This is a genomic window from Brucella pseudogrignonensis, from assembly GCF_032190615.1.
Classification (GTDB): Bacteria; Pseudomonadota; Alphaproteobacteria; order Rhizobiales; family Rhizobiaceae; genus Brucella; species Brucella pseudogrignonensis_B.
Genome location: NZ_JAVLAT010000002.1, coordinates 588108 through 605000, shown reverse-complemented (window position 1 = coordinate 605000; position 16893 = coordinate 588108). Strand labels below are relative to the sequence as shown.

The window sequence follows — 16893 nt, the reverse complement described above, 5'->3', positions numbered from 1 at the left end:
CGCGCAGCGGGATAGTTTGCAGGGCGCACTGGCATTGGCCCTGCAAGGCAACTCGGTTTGAAACAAAATACTCTTTGTGTCACCGCATGCGACGCGAAGGTAACTTGTCCCGCCCCGCTTTCCTGCCTAATTCTTTTAAAAGAGAGAAACAGAGTTTAGATCGTCCGCCGGATATGACAACAGGGATGCAATGCTAACGAAAAAAGGCAAATACGGCCTGAAAGCTATGGTGCATCTCGCAGGTGTCTCCGATGGCCAGTTGGTTTCAGCAAGCGAGATTGCTGAGCGTCATCATATTCCGCGCAAATTTCTCGATAATATATTCACCGAACTGCGCAATGCGGGCTTTGTCCTTAGTCGTAAAGGCAAAGGCGGGGGGTTTTGTCTGGCGCGTCCAGCCAATGAAATTCACATTGGCAATATTATCCGTGCGTTGGACGGTGCGCTTGCGCCGATCGCCTGTGCCAGCAAGACCGATTATCAACCATGTGACGACTGCGATGAGACGGAATGCGAAGTTCGCCACATGATGCTGGATGTGCGTGAAGCTATCGCCAATGTGCTCGATCATCGTACACTTGCCGACAGCAGGGCCTCGGAACTTGCCATACTTTCGGCTGAGTAAGATTTAAGCTGCAGCAGACCAACTCGGAAACGGATCGTTGAGTCGTCGCCAGCTTTCCGGCTTAAACACCTCTTCCGTCACCAGACAACTATCAAGCTTGGCAATGATCGACGCTTTATCCATGGGATCGACGCCGATAAAGACAATCTCCTGCCGACGATCACCCCATTCAGCGTCGAGATAGTCCTGCATCGCACGATGCCATTCGGGTTCCTGAGGCCAATAGCTGCGCGGAATTGCCGACCACCAGCGCCCGCGCTTGTTTGTTCGAACCAATGCACCGGCCTGGCTCAGTTCACCCACATAATCAGGACGCGTTGCCAGCCAGAAAAAGCCCTTGGTGCGGACAACACCCGGCCAACTTTTGTCGATGAAAGCTTGGAAACGTGCCGGATCAAACGGTCGCCGCGCCCGATAGACGAATGAGCGAACACCATATTCTTCTGTTTCGGGAATATGGTCATTGAAGCCGTATAGTTCTTTATACCAAAGTGGATGCTCATGTGCGCGATTGAAATCAAAGCGCTTCGTATTGAGAATAGCATCCAGCGGAATCTGGCCGAAATCGACTTCTTCAATCCGGGCATCAGGATTAAGCGAACGGATCACTTTACGCGCTAGGTCGAGTTCTTCTGTGGACGCAGTCGAAACCTTGTTAAGTATCACGACATCCGCAAATTCGATCTGCTCGACCAGCAGATCGACCAGCGTGCGCTCATCTTCGTCACCAAGCGACTCGCCGCGATCCCGCAGAAAATCGCTGGAGGAATAGTCTTTGAGCAAATTGGCGGCGTCAACGACCGTGACCATCGTATCAAGACGCGCGAGATCAGACAGGCTTTCGCCCTTCTCATCGCGAAATTCGAATGTGGCGGCAACGGGTAAAGGCTCGGATATGCCAGTCGATTCGATCAGCAGGTAATCGAACCGATCTTGTGCAGCAAGTTGCGCCACTTCTTTGAGAAGATCATCTCGCAAGGTGCAGCAAATGCAGCCATTGGTCATTTCAACAAGCTGTTCTTCAGTGCGTGACAGGTCGGCCCCACCTTCGCGGACCAATGCTGCATCAATATTGATTTCGCTCATATCATTGACGATCACTGCAACACGGCGATTCTCACGATTATTGAGAACATGATTAAGAAGTGTCGTCTTACCGGCACCGAGAAAGCCGGATAAAACAGTGACGGGAAGCCTTTTCATGACAAATCCTTCGCTGGCGTTTGTAAGATCAGCTGCGCTTGCAGCATTGCTAGCTAATTTAATGTTATATCATTACATCAGTTTAGCTGAAAAGAGGCAGCAAAGCCACCTTTAAGCATGATATTCAGCAATCGAACCAAACTCGATGCGCCCCATGGAATGAACGCAAAATAAGTTCCTTATTGGTTTAATCAGCTTTCACTGATCAGTTATGCCGGACCATCATTTAAGACGGTCCGGCACAACAACTGGCCACTTCCGGGTGGGGTCCCGGAATGAAGGTGTGACCAGTGCTATTTCGACAAACAATTTTTCAGTGAGTCAGCCAGATTACGAATAAGCTGCGGATAAAGGTCCGGGCCGTCTTTCAATTCCGCACCAAGCGGATCTAGAACGCCCGTCTTTGCGTCTGTTCCATCAATAACGGTATTGACCAGCTTGGGTTCGAATTGCGGTTCAGAGAAAACACAGACAGCACCCAGCGATTTGATTTTCTCGTGAATGTCTTTGATGCGCGCCGCACCCGGTGCCTTTTCCGGGCTGACCGTGATTGATCCAGCTGCCTTAACGCCAAAACGATTCTCAAAATACTGGTATGCATCGTGGAAGACGATGAACGGCTTGTCTTTGACAGGCTGAAGTTCCGTTTCAATATCCTTATTCAACGCATCCAGCTTGTCGGCATAATCAGCAGCATTCTTTTCATATTGCGCTGCATGTTCCGGATCGCTCTCGCTCAAAACCTTGGCGATATTACCAACCAGCACCTTGCCATTCTGCGGATCTAGCCAGAAATGCAGATCAAACTCGCCATGGTGATGATCATGGCCCTTTTCAGCGGCCTCATCGGCGTGATCATGCTTATGATCGTGCCCGTCATCATGCTTGTGATCATGACTGTCATGGGAATGCGCTTCAGCACCATGGTCATGTCCGTGATCGTGTGCCTCAAACGGTCCACCTTCACGGAATTTTAGCTTCGTCAAACCATCTGTTTCACCAAGCGCGACCACTTTTGCGCCTTCGCCCAGTGTGTCGATTGGCTTATCGAGAAATGTTTCCATCGAAGGGCCTGCCCAGAAAATAACTTTTGCGCCCTCAATCGCCTTCGCATCAGAAGGCTTGAGACTATAAGAGTGCTCCGATCCCGCCCCCTGAACGATCAATGTCGGCTCGCCGACACCCTGCATCACTGCAGAGACCAGCGAATGCAGCGGCTTTATCGACACAACGACGCCTTCGCGCTCGGCGGCAAAAGCCGCTCCGCTCAGAACAGTCATAAAGGCAGATGCTAAAAGCAGGGATTTCAGGTGTTTCATGATAGCTTTCTCAAAATCTCTCTTGAACGTCCGTTGAAGCGCAACAACATATGTGAGTGATATGTTATTTTATTACATCGTTTGCGTTATGCTATAACGTCTGCAATAAGGAGACACAACCTCTTTTTGGAGAATTGTTCACAGTACGAAAGCGTCAGACGCAAATGATCGCGAATCGGCATATCGTTCACGCATCTTGAGACAAGAATTTCGGGAGCAGCTATTTATCGGCAGATAAACAGGCTCATACTCTCAAAAAGGCAGCGAAAGCTCATTTTATATGGCCCATAAGACCGCACTCCCCGCAGATGCCACGCGGGAGCCACTGATAGAATTAAAAGGTGCCGGCGTTCATCGTGACGGTCGCTGGCTGGTGCGCAATGTCGACCTGACGATTCATCGCGGAGAAATTGTCACGCTCATTGGTCCCAATGGTGCGGGGAAAAGTACGACGGCCAAAATGGCACTTCGTATTCTGAAGCCCGATGAAGGTGAAATCCACCATCTCAAAGGCTTGCGCATCGGATATGTGCCGCAGAAGATCAATATTGACCGGACTATGCCGCTGTCTGTTGAACGCCTTATGACGTTGACCGGACCACTTTCCAAAGCCGATATTCTCCACGCGCTTAATGCAGTCGGAATCGCGCATCTTCTCAAGGCTGAACTTGCAAACCTCTCTGGCGGCGAGTTTCAGCGCGCACTGATGGCGCGCGCCCTCGCCCGCAAACCAGATATTATGGTGCTCGATGAGCCCGTACAGGGCGTCGATTTTTCCGGTGAAGCTGCCCTTTATGAACTGATCGCGAAGCTGCGAGACGATACCGGCTGCGGCGTGTTGTTGATTTCGCATGATCTGCATTTGGTGATGGCTGCAACCGACCGCGTTATTTGTCTCAATGGCCATGTCTGTTGCAGCGGCACACCCCGCGACGTGACAACAAGCCCCGAATATGTGCGCTTGTTCGGAAGCCGTGCCGTTGGTCCATTGGCCGTTTATGAGCATCACCATGATCACACGCATCTGCCGGATGGCCGCGTTATGCATGCCGATGGCAGCGTGACAGATCATTGCCACTCTGATGACGGTCATCATCATGATGGTGAGCACCATCACCACCATGAGGGAGATAAGCCACATGCTTGACGATTTTTTCACTCGCGCCCTCATTGCCGGTATCGGCCTTGCACTGACCACAGGTCCGCTCGGCTGCTTTATAGTGTGGCGACGTATGGCCTATTTCGGCGATACGATGGCGCATTCGGCCCTGCTGGGGGTTGCTTTAGCGCTGATCCTCGACATCAACCTTATGATCGGCGTGTTTGCAGTCGCAGTTGCAATCTCGGCGATCCTGCTTCTGCTGCAAAAGCGGCATTCGCTTTCGGCAGATTCTCTTCTGGGCATTCTGTCCCACGCAACTCTGTCACTTGGGCTGGTCATCGTAGCCTTTATGACATGGGTGCGTGTTGACCTGCTATCGTTCTTGTTCGGCGATCTGTTGGCTGTCTCGCGACTGGATATTGCCTTTATTTATGGCGGCGGCATTCTGGTGCTCGCAGTACTGGCGTGGCTTTGGCGACCGCTGCTTGCTGCAACACTGAGCGAAGATATTGCGCGCGCTGAGGGCCTTAACCCGGCCTTATCTCGCATTATCTTTATGCTTTTGCTGGCAATCGTTATCGCAATTTCTATGAAGATTGTCGGAATCCTGCTGATTACATCGCTTCTGATTATTCCTGCTGCCACCGCACGGCGCTTCGCATCGACACCGGAGCAAATGGCCATTATGGCATCCGTCATCGGCGCGCTTGGCGTTATCGGCGGGCTTTATGGTTCGGTAGAATTTGATACGCCTTCCGGCCCATCAATTGTCGTTGCTGCACTAGCTATTTTCATTTTAAGCCTCTTACCACTACATAAGAGACAGGCTTCACCGAAACGGACCGCTGGACAATGAGCAATCATCACGATCACAACCATGCCCATACGCACGCAACGCATGACCTGACGCGCAATCAGTCGCTGGTTTTTGATGTGCTGTCCAAAGCGGATGGCCCGCTCAGCGCCTATACGATCCTTGATCAGCTACGCGATGATGGCTTTCGCGCACCGTTGCAGGTCTATCGTGCACTGGAAAAGCTACTGGATTACGGGATGATTCATCGTCTCGAAAGCCTCAACGCTTTCGTTGCCTGCGCGCATCCACAATGCCATGAGCATGGCTTGATTGCTTTCGCCATTTGCGAGCAATGTGGGCAGGTGACGGAGTTCTCCGATTCAGCGATCGAGAACCTTGTGAGCGCCTGGAGCGTGCAGAGCGGTTTCAAATCACGCAAAACGACGCTGGAATTGCGTGGTTTGTGTGAAAAATGCGGCACGCACTGAAGTTAGGTAACGCTTACTAAAGCGATCCCTGCTATATTTCTTCTTCAAGGGGAACAAGCAGGCAAAAACCTATGGTGCGCAACAAGCCGTCTCATGAGCGACGTAAGGAGGAGCGACAGCGCACGCGTTTGCGATCCGGGAAAATTATTGATCTTGATGGTCGTTTCATTATCGAATGCCAATTTTGCGATATTGCTCCGCACGGAGCGCGATTGCGGGTTATAGAGGTTCCAAATCTTCCTGAACGGTTTTGGCTCTTCGACGATCATTATGCACGGGCGATTCTGGCGCAGATAGTCTGGCGTCAAAAACGTGAAATTGGCGTTCGTTTGATAACCGATGCATTAATTCCAGAGCTTGATGAGGAACGCCTCAATCAGCTCGCAGGAAAATATTACTCACTATGAGCTGTGGCTTGTTTGCCGGAAGCTTGCTCCGGTGGTGCACTGCTGCCACGCATATTCATGGCGCGGATTTCTTCAGCGGAAATATAATTGAATTGTTCGACAAGCAGGTCCTTTATGACCGGTTCCGGAAAGCGTGCATTTAAGTCAGTGATAATTGATGCCCGAACATCCTCGAACTTCACCTTCTCGACGTCTTTCGTATCCGAATAGCTGCCATAGAATTTACGAAAAATCTCGTCACTGATGAAAAATTCGAGCGGAACCGTGATCTTTTTCCGGATATTCGAATCAATCGTATAAACCAGCTGCGTCACGACATAGCCCGCAACGCTACCATTGGAGATGATCGGAACGCTCATCACATCCGTTTTGACGTAATCGAGCCCGCCGAATCCTCCTGCCTCCGCTTTCACCTCACCAGATGAGCCATCATTCTGGCGAACGGCGAAAAACAGCGAGCCCAAAGCGACTGCACAGATCCAGAGACCGATTACGATTGTGCGGATCATCTTGCGTGACCGAGCCTCGCGCTCTGCATGCTGTAAGTGCCGTCGGCATCCTGCGTTTCAAGCGCGCCGCGAATAAGATCGGCCAGCTCGCCAACAGCGCGCAGATGCAACTGCAGCGCTTCGCAATTCTTCTCAAGCTTCTGCTTGAGGCTATCCAGCAATGGCTGCAATCCCTTCATCGTCGCTGGCTCTGCAAGGCTTGCAGCCTTTTTGATTGTCTTGTTGAACTCGTACAGGCCCCGGCTCTTGCGTGAATTAATCTCAGCGAGATCCGGATGTCCGCCTTCAAGCAGAAGCCGAGTTTCAGTATCAATGACCTCCTCAAGACGCTGAATTGCACGCACGACCGGCGATAGTACAGGCTGCTGTTCCAGTTCCTGAACCGGGTCTGCCTCCAGTGCTGCTTCCGCCACTTGCGGCAACAGGCTGATTTCGGAGCTTGTGTCAGTCATTTTCGGGTTCCTCAATTATACGTATAAGCAGGTCGCGATGTTATTCGCCGGTCAGGCCTTGGAAGGGTTTGCTGTCCTGACCGCTCGATTCTGCGCTTGGTGTTCAGCATCAGCTACGAGCGCGATCTCCACTTTCATTGTTTCCCAGTTGTTTCTGAATGAGCTGCCGTTCAAATCCGTGAACGATATCTTTTGAAACTGCGTCTGTGTTCATTCCCTGTCCCAGATCGTCGATCACGCCTCCTAAGGCCAAGGTTGACGCGTTTTCCGCGCGCACCTTTTGCGCTGCCTGCGCTTCAAGCATTCTAGCGATACCAACGCCGCCGGTATCAGCCATCTTGTTCGCCATCGCTTCGGCCATCATCGATTTCCAATATTCGCCTGCGATGCCCTTGCCGAAGGTAGCTGTCGTATCGCTGGTAAACATCGACTGAACGAAAGATTGCAGCATGAAAGCTTCAAACTTCCGATAAGCCGGATTGACCGTGTTCGCCCCTTGCGGATTGAACCGAACGCCTGAAGCCAGGCTTTCAGAAAAACTGACGAAGTTTGATCCCGTATCCGTATCAGCGCTCACCGGACCAGTGCTTGCCGATATAGATTTCAGACGCTCTGCCGCAAGGCGATAGGCCTGCGGATCAGCCGCACGCGCCACGTCCATAACCAGATCTGACGGCGGATTAATCGCCATACAACTTGCCTTTCTTCATCTCTTGATTGCACATTAATCTGTCAAACTTGACTGAAGCTTGCGGTACGAATCAGTTTCAATTTTAAGACAAAGCCTTGGTCAACGCGGCTGGTGCAAACTCACCAGATTTATTTCAATTAACTGATTTTATTTACTATTTTTCTATTTTTGTCGCGACTTATAGCCTTACGACGCGGTGGTTTTCCGACTAACAAACTCTTCAATCAGGCTTGCAAGCTCTCGTCTTTCGAAATCATTGCGAACAGTTTCCAGCCGATCTTCCAAAAGTTCTACCCGACGTTGTTCTTTCAAAAGCCCGCTGCGTTCTGATTCGAGCTGCTGCTCAATCTGTTCAGTTGCGAGCGCATTCGCCCCCAGCCGTTTGATGAGCAGAGATGGATCGACAGTAAAGGGATCGCCGTCATAACGGCGATCCTGCATGGCGATCAGCGCGTCACGTTCTTCATCCAGAACAGTCTTGCGGTTGCTGGTAACAGCCAGCGAGGCTTCCAGCCGTGCAGCGCCGAGCTTCTGCAAGGTGATGAGCTTTTTCAGATTACGGGCATTGGTTTGAGCCATGCAATCCTCAGAACAAATCGCGTAACTGCGTTGCAGCTTCGCCGGTAAAAAAACGCAGCAATTCGGGCAGGATGAAGTAGACAACCAGAAGACCGCCGCCCAGCACGAAGGGCATCGACACAAAGTAGACCGGGATCGTCGGCGTCAGCTTATTGATAAGACCGATGGCGAAATTGACCAGAATCGCAAACACAATAAAGGGTGCTGCGATGCGTAACGTCGCCAGAAATGCTGCAGAAAGTGCATCGCTGATGTCGATCATCGCAGCATCAGGCCTGAAATGCCCCTCAACAGGAATAGCCGTATAGGAGCTCAGCAGCGCTCGCAGAATTTCAAGATGCATATCCGTGACGAAAAACAAGAATAGCGCGCTGAAAGTAACAATGGTCGCAAGCGTTGCCTGTGGTTCTGCTTCTGTAATCGCGTCTGCCGGGGTGCCCGAATAGCCAACAGCCATCGCCATCATGTTGGCCATGAACTGCAATGCCCAGAAATAGATATGCGCCAGAATTCCGATCACCCCTCCGACGAACATTTCGCTGAGCATCAGACGAAACAGCGCCAGCGGATGGCTGCCATTTAAGCTCGGAACAATATTCTGGATCACCAAAGGCAAGACTGCGAAAGAACAGGCCAGCGCGATAAACAATCGGACCTGCAAGGGAATGCGTCCGCTTGAAATGCCGGGCATCAGCATCAGACATGCGCCAACGCGGCAGAATGCAAGCATGGCCGCGAAGACAAGTTCATTGATCGGCAGTTGCGTGATGGGCAACGGGTTCACTCCCCCGTCAGGAAATCGCGCCGAGCGATTTCACTTCGACACCACGCGCAATCTCCACATGCGACAGCACGGGAAGCGTTGCAAACAGCCGCTCGATAATCATGCGAATGTAAGGGCGCGCTTCCGGCGAAGAAACGAGGACAAAACGCTCGCCGCTATCGAAATGTTTGCGGATCGCTGTGGTTGCTTCTGTGCCGAACTGCTCAAGCTGGCGCGGGTCGATATCAAATTCGACGATTTCGCCCTTATTGTCGCGCTTGAGGCTCTGGTGGAACACGAGGTCCCAACGATTGCCAAGACGAAGCACGTTAAGAACACCATTGTCTGAAAGATCGCCGCATATCTGCTGCGCCATCCGCATCCGAACATGCTCGACGATCATCTCAGGCCGGCGGACCAGAGGCGCAATTTCGGCGATGGATTCAAGAATAAGATGCAGATTACGGATCGAGACTCGCTCCGCAAGCAGCAGTTTCAAGACTGCCTGCAGCCCCGAATAGGAAATATTGGCCGGGCAAATATCTTCCAGAAGCTTGCGATATTCCAGACCAAGGCGGTCCAGCAGAATACGCATATCCTTGTAGGAGAGAAGCTGCGCCAGATTGTTGCGCACGATTTCGCTGAGATGGGTGAGCAGAACCGACAAGTTGTCGACAGTCATATAGCCGTCGCGGCGAAGATCTGAAGCAAAAGTCTCCGGCACGGAATAAGCACGCATACCGAAAGCTGGTTCACGTACTTCTTCACCCGGAATAGATGGCAATGGACGCTCGCCCAGCACCACGAGAATTTCACCAACCCGCAATTCATGGCTCGCAACGGCGGTACCGTGAATTTTGATGCGATAGCTCTTTGGCGGCAGCGAAATATCGTCAGTAACTTTGATCTCTGGAATGACGAAACCATATTCCTGAGCAAACTTCTTGCGCATCTTGGCGACGCGATGCGCCAGCTCCTGCTGCGAAGCGATGAGACGTGCGGAAAGCTGCTTGCCCAGGCAAAGTTCGATCTGTGTGGTCTCAAGCGAAGCCTTGACCGAGTTGCGCTCCTGCTCTTCTGCGTCACGCTGCTTCGACTGTGCTTCTGCCTCTTCCGCCTCGCGCTGACGCGCCTGACGGCGTGGCACGGCAATACCGACAAATGCCATCGCACCACCAAGCAGGAAGAACGGGAAAGCCGGAAGGCCTGGCATGATACCGAGAACGAACAGAAGGAAGGCAGCAATCAGAAGCGCCTTGGGATAAGCACCGAGCTGACCAAAGATTGCCTGATCAGCGGAACCGCGCGTCCCGCCTTTGGACACAAGAAGACCCGCTGCGAGCGAAACGATCAACGCAGGAATCTGCGTAACCAGACCGTCACCAACCGAGAGCTTGGTGAAGACGTCAGCAGCTTCCGAAATATCCATACCATGGCGGGTAACGCCAATGATGATCCCGCCGAAAATATTGACGGCGGTAATGATCAAACCAGCAATCGCATCACCGCGCACGAACTTGGACGCGCCGTCCATCGAACCGAAGAACGAGCTTTCCTCTTCCAGTTCACGACGGCGATGCTGTGCTTGCTTTTCGTCGATCAGACCCGACGAAAGATCAGCGTCAATCGCCATCTGCTTGCCGGGGATAGCATCGAGCGTGAAGCGGGCACCCACTTCCGCAATACGCGTCGCACCCTTGGTGATGACGAGAAAGTTGACGATGATGAGGATCGCGAAAACCACAAGACCGATGACAAAATCACCGCCCATCACAAACTGCGAAAAGCCATGAATAACATGGCCTGCAGCTAAATATCCTTCGTCACCATGAGTCAAAATCACACGCGTCGTCGCAATATTGAGCGATAGACGCATCATGGTCGCAATCAGCAGCACTGTCGGGAAGACCGAGAAATCAAGCGGACGTTGAATCCAGAGCGAAACCATGAGGATAAGGACGGAGAACGCAATCGAGAAAGCGAGGCCGATATCCAGAACAACCGCTGGAACAGGCAGGAAAAGCACTGTCAGAATAATGACGATACCGGCAGCAAGACCCATGTCGCTACCGGTCAGAATTCCGCGTTTTGTCAATGGCTTAGCTGCTGCCTGCTGCACGTCCGTCTCCTGTTGTCAGACGCAACATATACGACGAAGCTTGCGCGAGGGCTGCGTTAGAGCAAAAGTCTTATCGGAGTGAACCGAAGATCGATAAGATTATGCGTCAAATTAAAAGGCTTACGGCGCCGATCTGATCCAATCAGATCGAAACGCGCTCTAGAAACCCTTTTCGATGCGCGAATAGGCAAGCAGCGTGAAAGAGTTGATCTGCGCACCAACAAATGGCGCGGTGAAGGCAAGCACCACGAAAATAACGATGATCTTCGGCACGAAAGTCAGCGTCATTTCCTGAATCTGGGTCAAAGCCTGAAAAAGCGCAATGCCGATACCTGCAAGCATCGCCGCAAGCACGGCTGGTCCGCTTGCCATAAGCACGGTCCAGATCGCCGAATTGACGATATCGAGCGCATCAGCTTCGTTCACAGGTAAGGTCCTCAGCGCACAGCGCTTTTGCACAGTTTCGGTTCAGTTAAACTATCGAAACTGCGTCTCAATCCATATTTTAGCACATGCCATTGTCTCCAAACCCGCACCCGGCTTTGGAGACATCGTTTAACTGATCTTGACGCCCTGACCGATCAGCATCGTCTTGCCGTCTTCGAGTTCAGCAAGCATCCCCGACGACTGAATCGTGACAGACTTGACCACACCCGTAACTGTACCGTCAGCACTGGTCAGCGTGCGGCCAATCCAGCCTTCAGCCTGCGAAAGCGAGGAATTGGCGATCAGTGTTTCGAGCTTGCTGTTCATCTGCACCGCCTGTTCGACATTGGAGAATGTCGCAAGCTGCGAGACATATTGCGTCGCATCCATCGGCTGTGTGGGGTCCTGATTCTGCATCTGAGTGACGAGAAGTTTCAGAAAGGAATTGTAATCCACACTCGCCTTTGCGGCAGCAGAACTGCTGCTTGATGACGAATTTGCCGTGTTGTTGGTCGTATTGTTGGTGCCGACTGTCGATGTTGTCGTCATAGACTTGCCCCTTAGAGCGCTGTTTGTCCCAAAAGACGCTCTAGAGCATTTCCTGTTGAAACTGAATCATAGGAAATACTCTATCTGTTTGTTTTTACGCGGATCTGGTTCCAAAAACCGACTTAGATTCTTGGGCCGTTGCCATAGGCTTTTCTGTTTGTATGGCAGGCACCGACAGGTCTTTTTCACCCATCAGCTCTGCCTCACGCTTATATTGCGTGCGAATTGTTTTCAGTGCATCGAAGACGCGCCCGTTATGCACCAGCTCATCAACGAGCTTGAGCGCATTGAGGATTTCCGCATCCTTGAACGTCGCAAACATGCCCTTCAGCATCTGTGCAAACGTGTTGCGCGCCTGTTCCCTCAGAGCCGGCTCAATCAGGATCATCTGCGCCGCAAAATAGAGCTGGCGCAGCGGGGATGTCGTCTCTTCCGGCTGCAAAACATGGTTTTCCAGAAGGAATGTCGCGTCGTTCAAAAGCTCCAGCGAAACCTTGCGGTCAGCTTTCAAAACCGCGCCGTTGATATAAATCTTTTCGCCTGCGCGCAGCGAAAGACGGATCGCTGATTTGCCGTTCGTCGTCATGTCACAGACCGTCACGGATAGATTGAGTAATCTCGATCAGCGTGTCGTAATCGGTGCTTTCACCCTGCCGAATTTGCTCGATCTCTTTGAGAATGAAGATTCCAACCGAAATGATTGCGGCTTTCAGTTCTTTTGGAAGCACATTCTCTTCCGAACCAAGATCTTCAATGATTGTCGTCCACAGCTTGGTTGTGAAATAGGAAGCGTCAATGCCTTCGCGCGATCCGGCACCATGGGCTTTCGCGGCGGCGAGCATTTCAATCGAGCGATCAAAGAGCATCCGCTCGCGTTCCTTGGCGCTCGCCATATCATCATTCATGACGTCTTCATAGCGCAGCTGATACATGTAGTCTCCGTTTTCCGGCACCATCAATACGAACCGCATCATGCTGCCCGATTTGTGATGTTCTTCTTCGAGCGCGAACAGCACCCAAATGGTCTTACTTCAGATAATTAAGCAAACTCATATTCTGCAATTGGACCGTTAGTGCATATGACGTCTCAATCTGCGACATCAGTGCGTTGACGCGTGTTGCAGCCTCATAAGGATCGACCGATTCAAGATCCAGAACCGATTCATTGAGGATCTTCTGCTGTGCGCCAATCCGGATTGTCGCGGCATTGGTGCGCTGCTGAGCCAGACCCAGCGTTGTCTGTTCAGACGTCGTCTCGGTAATTGCCTGAGTTGTGGTCTGCATTGCCTGACTTGTCAGCGCCTGAAACGCTGAATTACTCAGACCAATCGTTGCGAACTCGGACACCATCACTGCAGACATGATGGTCTTGCGGAAACCATCAGCATTTGCCGAAATGGAGGTCGAAGCCGTTTCAGTCGGCGAAATACGGCTCTTGATCACCGTATCGGAAGCATTCGACCAATTGGCATCCCAGTTGGCATCATTGAACTGCTCGGCGAAATCACCTTCGAGGAAGGACTTCATCTGGTCGCCAGTGATATTGGCAACCTGCGGATCATTCATGGGAAAACCGAAATGATCTTCAAATGCCTGGCGAACCGCATTCTGTGCCTGGCTGCCTTCCGTGTAGTCAGCAATCGGCTTCACATCCGTATTCACGCCTGAGAAGATATATTCGCCGTTATAACTGGTGTTGAGCAGGCCCGTGACTGAATCCAACAACGACTTTGCCGTCTTCGCAGCAGTCTGCGCACTTTCAATAGTGCTGTTTGCGCCCGTCAGATCACCCAGAAAATCCTGCGTTTTTTCGATAATAGTTGTCGTTGCGCTCTGCGTTGTCGTCATGCGCTGCTGCACCAGCTTGTTCATGTCGGTCAGAACGGTAAGGCGATCATATTCCTTGCGCAGCGATATGGTCTGTCCAGACTTGGAACCAAGCGACAAACCAACATCGAAAACCGTACCTGTGGTGGACTCCTGCTGCGCCTTTGCAAGCTCGGCCTTCGTCTTTGCGACGAGAACCTTGAGGGCTGAAGCTGCACCATATGTAGAAATAGATTGCGCTTTCATAAGCCTCACACCGCTCTGAGAAGTTCGTCAAGCATGGCGTTGACCGTCGTCAGTACCCGGCTTGATGCCTGATAGGAATGTTCCAGATCGAGAAGCAGTGCCATCTCGGTGTTGATATCGACACCGTTGGCATTGGACAGAGCCTGATCCGCCTGCGTTGCTAAAGTCTGATTGTAATAGAAATTGGCATTCGCAGTCTTGCGCTTGCCTTCAAGCCAGCTGATGGACGATGCACCGTAATCAATCAGGCTCGCATTTGAGCTGAGACCTGCTGAAGAAGCGAAAGTCAGCGGCTCGGAGAACGCCTCATTCAACGCGCGCAGACGATCGCTAAAGCCGCTGGCGCCGGTTGAATTATAGTTGTAATTCGCGCCGTTTGCACCGCCGTCACGCAGCAGCAGCGAGCTGCCGCCTTCGGTTGCAACAAACGCAGATGACACATTGATGGTGCCTGCGAGGCCAGCTGCCACACCCGCACCTGGAACGGTAGGCGAACCTGACCAGCCGAAAAGGCCTGTTAGTTTTGGACCTGCACCAGTCTGGTCGGCTTCTGCAAACATCGACACCAGGCCGCGAGCAATCTCGTCGAGCTGCATCTGATATTGCGGCGCAAGCTGATCGCGCAGCTGCAGAAGTCCGCTCAGACGGCCTGTGCCATAAGGTTGATCGAATGTATCATGCGTAAGCGGGACACCATCGACGAGAACCGCATTGCCAGCAACACCAGCCGCCAGACCGCCGGAAGATTCGAAGCTGATCTTGCGCGCTGTGGTTTCAAACAGCGTCACACCATTTTCCGCAAAAATGACCATGTCATTATCGCCGCGAACCATGGTTGTGATTCCCAGTTCGCCGGAAAGCTGCTTCAGCAGTGAATCGCGCTGATCAAGAAAATCAGACACATCGTTGCCAGCGCGTGTGCCGCTGACGATCTGCTGGTTGACCTTCTCGAACTTCGACAACACGTCGTCGATATTGGCAACGGAGTCCGCGATTTCATTATCTGCATCGGTACGCAGAGACTGGATCTGCTTCGAGCCTGCGTTCAATGCATTGGCCAGCGACTGCGCCGTCGAAACAACGCTATCACCAAGGGCCGAATTGGATGGTGAGGCGGCAAAAATCTCGAGCGAATCTCGAAGATCGCCGACCAACGCCGAAGGCGAACCTGAGAAATTATCTGCCGAATAAAGCGATGAAAGGCGGTCAAGTCCGCCTGCAAGAATAGACGACGACGATGCCGTGCTGCTCGACTGGATAAAGCGGTTGAATAAGGCTTCGTCAGCGGATCGGCTTATATTGACATAAAGCGAACCATACGACCCCGCAGCGAGCGACGCAGTACGGCGCGAGTAATCAGGATCATTGACCCCCGCAATATTGCGAGAGACGACTGACGTCTGCTTGGACGTTGCCGCAAGCGAACTTTTGGCCGTCAGAAGAGCAGAACTAAGCGACATCTTATCCCCATCCTACGTCGAACCGTTTTTGTTGCGAAAACAGTCCAGTTTTAAAACTGCAATTCCGGGGAGAATGACCACCTCACCGAAACCGCTTCAATTTATCTTTTCAGGTTAACCAGCACGTCCATCAATTCGGAGCCGGTCTGGAAGACCTTGGAATTTGCGGTGTAGCTGCGCTGCGCTTCGATCATGTCGGTCAGTTCTTGCGCAATGTCGGCGTTGGATTCTTCCAGCGCGCCGGAAGAAATTTTGCCCATGCCGCCGCCTTCAGGGAAGCCAAGCTGGATATTGCCGGATTCCGCACTCGGCGAGAATACGTTGCCGCTGATTACCGACATACGATCCGGACTTGCTACCGTTCCCAGCGGAATACGATAGAGTAACTTCTGCGCGCCATTTTCATAGAGCGCGACAACCGACCCGTCTTTGCCGATGTCCACGCCCTTGATGGACGAAGGAGCCTGACCGTTGATAACGGCTTCACTGATCGTATAATCTTTTGCGAGCTGCTTGGACGAACCGAGATTAAGATCCAACGCCTGGCCATTATAGGCTGTAAGATCGACAGCAACATCACCGCCAGAAAGCAGCTTACCGTTTGCACCATCAAAATTCAGCGTTGTTGCGCCGACTTCAACACCGTCTGCGGCGTTCTTAATCGAAACATCCCAGGTGTTGTCAGCCGTCTTGGTAAAATAGACGTCCAGTGTAATCTTGCCGCCGAGATTGTCGTAAGCGATCAGCGATGTCTTGTGATTAAATTCGCCCGCATCTGCAACCGAATCCGTTGAAGGTAGGTTGACCGTGAAATTGCCTGAAGTGCTTGGTGTAGCCACAAGATCAGATTGCTTGACGTTCACACGTTCCAAACCATCAAAGCTATTGGCTACTGTATTGACATTCCCATTAGCATCCGCTGGATAGCCCATCAGGTAATAACCCGACGTATTGACGAGATTGCCGAACTGGTCCGGCACAAACGAACCTGCGCGCGTGAGATAAGGTGTACCATCAGCATTGCTGACGACGAAATAGCCATTGCCGTCGATTGCAAGGTCGGTCGCGGAGGCTGTTGAGCGAATGCCGCCCTGATCCGAAATGCCGTAGCGGATATTGGTCGCGACACTACCGGAGTTATACTGGGCTGCGGTGTTGGGCAAGACGAGCGATGAGAACTGCGCATCGGCGCGCTTATAGCCGACCGTGCTTGCATTCGCGATGTTATCTGCGACTGCCGACAAGCGGTTAGCCTGCGCGTTCATACCTGAAACGCCGGTCCGCATCATACCGTAGAGGCTCATTGGCAACTCCTGAGAATTTGAGAATTCG

General features: G+C 52.1%; 21 protein-coding genes (1 of these 21 cut by a window edge). 6 read left to right on the top strand and 15 right to left on the bottom strand.

The features are described 5' to 3' along the window. A protein-coding gene (locus tag RI570_RS14190; RefSeq protein ID WP_313829202.1) for a BadF/BadG/BcrA/BcrD ATPase family protein crosses the window boundary here: on the top strand, nt 1–61 show its 3' end. 803 nt of this gene lie to the left of the window's left edge; only the last 61 of its 864 coding nucleotides appear in the window; the start codon falls outside the window, past its left edge; its stop codon occupies nt 59–61. A gap of 129 nt (nt 62–190) precedes the next feature. After that, on the top strand, nt 191–625 hold the full coding sequence (locus RI570_RS14185; RefSeq protein ID WP_313829201.1) for an Rrf2 family transcriptional regulator: 435 nt from the start codon (nt 191–193) through the stop codon (nt 623–625). Nucleotides 626–628: 3 nt separating this feature from the next. Here RI570_RS14185 and zigA read toward each other — a convergent pair whose 3' ends face one another. Both zigA and znuA read right to left on the bottom strand, forming a co-directional pair. Further along, nucleotides 629–1828: a zinc metallochaperone GTPase ZigA gene (gene zigA, locus RI570_RS14180; RefSeq protein ID WP_313829200.1), complete on the bottom strand. Its 1200-nt coding sequence runs from the start codon at nt 1826–1828 to the stop codon at nt 629–631. A 293-nt stretch (nt 1829–2121) separates the two neighbouring features. Further along, nucleotides 2122–3147 carry a zinc ABC transporter substrate-binding protein ZnuA gene (gene znuA / locus RI570_RS14175; protein WP_313829199.1) on the bottom strand — a complete coding sequence of 342 codons (1026 nt, stop codon included), beginning with the start codon at nt 3145–3147 and terminating at the stop codon, nt 2122–2124. Nucleotides 3148–3427: 280 nt separating this feature from the next. Between znuA and RI570_RS14170 the strand changes: the two genes are divergently transcribed. From RI570_RS14170 to RI570_RS14155, 4 genes are all read left to right on the top strand, one after another. Beyond that, nucleotides 3428–4294: a metal ABC transporter ATP-binding protein gene (locus RI570_RS14170; RefSeq protein WP_313829198.1), complete on the top strand. Its 867-nt coding sequence runs from the start codon at nt 3428–3430 to the stop codon at nt 4292–4294. Beyond that, the gene (gene znuB / locus RI570_RS14165) at nt 4245–5105 is read left to right on the top strand and encodes a zinc ABC transporter permease subunit ZnuB (RefSeq protein ID WP_409558695.1); all 861 of its coding nucleotides are present in this window, start codon (nt 4245–4247) and stop codon (nt 5103–5105) included. The genes RI570_RS14170 and znuB overlap by 50 nt, the downstream gene beginning before the upstream one ends. Further along, nucleotides 5102–5533, top strand: a complete 432-nt coding sequence (locus RI570_RS14160; protein WP_313829197.1) for a Fur family transcriptional regulator — start codon at nt 5102–5104, stop codon at nt 5531–5533. Before znuB ends, RI570_RS14160 begins: the two co-directional genes overlap by 4 nt. 71 nt (nt 5534–5604) lie before the next feature. Further along, nucleotides 5605–5940, top strand: coding sequence for a PilZ domain-containing protein (locus RI570_RS14155; RefSeq protein WP_313829195.1), 336 nt, complete (start codon nt 5605–5607; stop codon nt 5938–5940). On the opposite strand, the gene RI570_RS14150 is transcribed toward RI570_RS14155, so the two are convergent. The 13 genes from RI570_RS14150 to RI570_RS14090 all read right to left on the bottom strand — a co-directional run bounded on the left by RI570_RS14150 (nt 5928) and on the right by RI570_RS14090 (nt 16865). After that, the gene (locus RI570_RS14150; protein ID WP_313829194.1) at nt 5928–6449 is read right to left on the bottom strand and encodes a hypothetical protein; all 522 of its coding nucleotides are present in this window, start codon (nt 6447–6449) and stop codon (nt 5928–5930) included. The two genes, RI570_RS14155 and RI570_RS14150, sit on opposite strands and share 13 nt — an antisense overlap. Continuing rightward, nucleotides 6446–6901, bottom strand: coding sequence for a flagellar protein FlgN (locus RI570_RS14145; RefSeq protein WP_313829193.1), 456 nt, complete (start codon nt 6899–6901; stop codon nt 6446–6448). Before RI570_RS14145 ends, RI570_RS14150 begins: the two co-directional genes overlap by 4 nt. A gap of 109 nt (nt 6902–7010) precedes the next feature. After that, nucleotides 7011–7592 carry a rod-binding protein gene (locus RI570_RS14140; protein WP_313829192.1) on the bottom strand — a complete coding sequence of 194 codons (582 nt, stop codon included), beginning with the start codon at nt 7590–7592 and terminating at the stop codon, nt 7011–7013. A gap of 186 nt (nt 7593–7778) precedes the next feature. Beyond that, nucleotides 7779–8171, bottom strand: coding sequence for a hypothetical protein (locus RI570_RS14135; RefSeq protein WP_313829191.1), 393 nt, complete (start codon nt 8169–8171; stop codon nt 7779–7781). A gap of 7 nt (nt 8172–8178) precedes the next feature. Next, the gene (gene fliR, locus RI570_RS14130; protein WP_313829190.1) at nt 8179–8946 is read right to left on the bottom strand and encodes a flagellar biosynthetic protein FliR; all 768 of its coding nucleotides are present in this window, start codon (nt 8944–8946) and stop codon (nt 8179–8181) included. A gap of 16 nt (nt 8947–8962) precedes the next feature. Next, nucleotides 8963–11053 carry a flagellar biosynthesis protein FlhA gene (flhA, locus tag RI570_RS14125; RefSeq protein WP_409558674.1) on the bottom strand — a complete coding sequence of 697 codons (2091 nt, stop codon included), beginning with the start codon at nt 11051–11053 and terminating at the stop codon, nt 8963–8965. A gap of 159 nt (nt 11054–11212) precedes the next feature. Continuing rightward, nucleotides 11213–11479, bottom strand: coding sequence for a flagellar biosynthesis protein FliQ (gene fliQ, locus RI570_RS14120; RefSeq protein ID WP_064321443.1), 267 nt, complete (start codon nt 11477–11479; stop codon nt 11213–11215). A gap of 129 nt (nt 11480–11608) precedes the next feature. Then, nucleotides 11609–12028 carry a flagellar hook assembly protein FlgD gene (flgD, locus tag RI570_RS14115; protein ID WP_313829189.1) on the bottom strand — a complete coding sequence of 140 codons (420 nt, stop codon included), beginning with the start codon at nt 12026–12028 and terminating at the stop codon, nt 11609–11611. 94 nt (nt 12029–12122) lie between these two features. Continuing rightward, nucleotides 12123–12614 carry a flagellar biosynthesis repressor FlbT gene (gene flbT / locus RI570_RS14110; RefSeq protein ID WP_313829188.1) on the bottom strand — a complete coding sequence of 164 codons (492 nt, stop codon included), beginning with the start codon at nt 12612–12614 and terminating at the stop codon, nt 12123–12125. Between the two features lies 1 nt (nt 12615). Continuing rightward, nucleotides 12616–12960 (bottom strand): flagellar biosynthesis regulator FlaF, encoded by a 345-nt coding sequence (gene flaF, locus RI570_RS14105; RefSeq protein ID WP_007877021.1) that lies wholly within the window; start codon nt 12958–12960, stop codon nt 12616–12618. A 94-nt stretch (nt 12961–13054) separates the two neighbouring features. Then, entirely contained in the window at nt 13055–14101 is a 1047-nt protein-coding gene (locus RI570_RS14100) for a flagellar hook-associated family protein (RefSeq protein ID WP_313829187.1), read from the bottom strand. Nucleotides 14102–14106: 5 nt separating this feature from the next. Continuing rightward, nucleotides 14107–15561, bottom strand: coding sequence for a flagellar hook-associated protein FlgK (gene flgK, locus RI570_RS14095; RefSeq protein ID WP_313829186.1), 1455 nt, complete (start codon nt 15559–15561; stop codon nt 14107–14109). 101 nt (nt 15562–15662) lie between these two features. Further along, entirely contained in the window at nt 15663–16865 is a 1203-nt protein-coding gene (locus tag RI570_RS14090; protein WP_313829185.1) for a flagellar hook protein FlgE, read from the bottom strand. Between the last annotated feature and the right edge of the window lie 28 nt (nt 16866–16893).